The sequence below is a fragment of the Bradyrhizobium sp. genome (genome assembly GCF_019242285.1).
In the GTDB taxonomy this organism is placed as follows: domain Bacteria; phylum Pseudomonadota; class Alphaproteobacteria; order Rhizobiales; family Xanthobacteraceae; genus Bradyrhizobium.
Genome location: NZ_JAFAVV010000045.1, coordinates 1 through 2,066, shown reverse-complemented (window position 1 = coordinate 2,066; position 2,066 = coordinate 1). Strand labels below are relative to the sequence as shown.

The 2,066-nt window shown below is 60.5% G+C and carries 3 protein-coding genes; 2 read left to right on the top strand and 1 reads right to left on the bottom strand.

The genetic code is table 11. The features are described from left to right. Positions 1-173: ATP-binding protein (locus JOY90_RS01995; RefSeq protein ID WP_291689496.1), on the top strand; the 173-nt coding region annotated here is incomplete at its 5' end. On the opposite strand, the gene JOY90_RS01990 is transcribed toward JOY90_RS01995, so the two are convergent. Further along, a complete protein-coding gene (locus JOY90_RS01990; protein ID WP_291689494.1) occupies positions 168-554 on the bottom strand; it encodes a response regulator in 387 nt (128 codons plus the stop codon). The two genes, JOY90_RS01995 and JOY90_RS01990, sit on opposite strands and share 6 nt — an antisense overlap. A gap of 345 nt (positions 555-899) precedes the next feature. On the opposite strand from JOY90_RS01990, the gene JOY90_RS01985 reads away from it, so the two are divergent. Beyond that, positions 900-1,535, top strand: a complete 636-nt coding sequence (locus JOY90_RS01985; protein ID WP_291689495.1) for a response regulator — start codon at positions 900-902, stop codon at positions 1,533-1,535. The last annotated feature ends 531 nt before the right edge of the window (positions 1,536-2,066 follow it).

Below are 2,066 nucleotides of genomic sequence, written 5' to 3'. Positions count from 1 at the left end.
TCCAGAAGGTTTTCGAGCGCTTCTACACCACGAAGGACAGCGGAGTCGGGATGGGCTTGGCGATCTGCCGGTCCATTATCGAGGCCCATGGCGGCCGGCTGTGGGCGGAGCCCAATCAGCCTCGGGGCGCCGTATTTCAGTTCACCTTGCCGGCGGTCCAACAAGACTCATGAACACGGAGCGGCGCTTCCGGCAAGAGCCGACCGGAGACAGCGCTCAAACCGGTCGTCATCCACAGGCTTACGGAGATAACAGACGACGCCGTCCTTCAACGCGCGCTTGCGGGCTGCCTCATCGGGGTACGCGGTGAGGAGAATCGTCGGGATTGCGTGGCCCGTACCGACGAGACGTCGGTGCAGTTCGAGGCCGGTCATTCCCGGCATCTGGACGTCGGTCACTAAACAGGTGGTTTCGCCGAGAAGAGGCGATTCCAGAAAATTGGCTGCCGACGGAAAGACCTCGACGGCATAGCCAAGCGCCGTCACGAGTGTTCGCATGGAGTGGCGGAACGGCTCATCATCCTCGACGACCGAAATCAATACGTTTTGCGCCATTGCCTTGCCGCGGAACCCTTTCTCGGCCCTAATATTGGGGCGCCTGCCAACGCGCCGCGCTTGCATTTAACCACAGAATGTCGGCGAAGGTTCCCCACAAAGCAATGCCGCGGACCCTAAGCCCTGGCTTAGGACCCCTGACTGTCCGTTTAGAACATCAGCCGAAAAGCGCGTACCGCTGTATCGCCGACAGCAATAGTTTAGGCGCCACGGTTATTCGGAGAAAGTCGTTCCGCGTTAGGCGAAACGGGCAGCCGAAGGTGCTGTTCATGTCGACGGAATGGAGGTAAAATGCAGACCATTCTGACCGGGAGCAAGGCACGCCCTTCGCCGCAGGATACCGGGATGCCCGACGCGAAACCCAGTGTCTTGGTGGTCGACGACGATCCGGAGTTTCGCGACTCGGTCGCGCGCCTATTGCGCTCGGTCGACCTGGAGACCAGCCATTTCTCCTCCGTTGCCGATTTTCTCAAGGCTAAGCTGCCGGAAGGCCCCACCTGTCTCGTGCTCGACGTGAGATTGCCGGGGCAGAGCGGTCTCGAGCTTCAGCGCGAGCTTGCCGCAGCGAACAGGCCGCTTCCGATCATCTTCATCACGGCGCACGCCGACATCCCCATGACCGTGCAGGCCATGAAAGGGGGCGCCATCGAGTTCCTCACGAAGCCGTTCCGCGATCAGGAGCTCCTCGACGCGGTCGAGGCCGGTATCTCGCGCGATCGCGTGCGCCGGGAGAGGGACAAGGCTTTCGGAGCGCTCAAGGAGCGTTTCGAGACGCTCAGCTCCCGCGAGCGCGAGATCATGTTCCAGGTCGCCGCCGGCCGTCTCAACAAGCAGATTGCCGGCGACATCGGCATCGCCGAGTCGACCGTGAAGGTGCACCGGACCAACTTGATGCGGAAGATGAAGGCTCGTTCCGTGCCTGAGCTCAGCCGAATGGCGGATATACTCAAGCCGACTTCCGAAAAGCCGCAACGCACCTAAGTCACACGCGCAACAGACACCGCCGTTATCCTCGATCGACGTTATGCCGCGACCGTCAAGCCTTCGGCGAGATGACGCGCGAGAGAATACCGAAACCGGCGATGACTCGACGCTCGCCATTGCTCTCCGAAAACCTGCGAGGGAATAAAAAAGTAACCAAAACAACTCAATTGATGTTCCGGCCGCGCTGACGCGAATCGACCTCCTCTCAGGACGATGCTTCATTTGTGTCTCCGGGGCCGTTCCACCGGCGGCAATCCGCTGAGCGATCTCGAATTTGATCGAGCGCGGAACAGTCGCTAAGCCTTGCAGCCCTCTCCATTGGCTTAGCATCGCCAACTACAAGTGAATCTCGCAGCGCCGCGGGCACAATGGATCATGGCGCCTCGAATCGCGGTGTTCGTGCTTGCAAACAGCAACTCTATCAGGAGATCAAAATGAGCAGGACCCTCGCGATCGCAATCGTGCTCGGGACGGTCGGTACCAGCATGTTGTCGATCCCGGCCCTGGCCAGCCTCGACTCCCAGCTCG

What these genes read in the sequence shown, in the direction of transcription:
- JOY90_RS01990 (WP_291689494.1), bottom strand. Translation starts at nt 554, where the DNA reads ATGGCGCAAAACGTATTGATTTCGGTCGTCGAGGATGATGAGCCGTTC.
- JOY90_RS01985 (WP_291689495.1), top strand. Translation starts at nt 900, where the DNA reads ATGCCCGACGCGAAACCCAGTGTCTTGGTGGTCGACGACGATCCGGAG.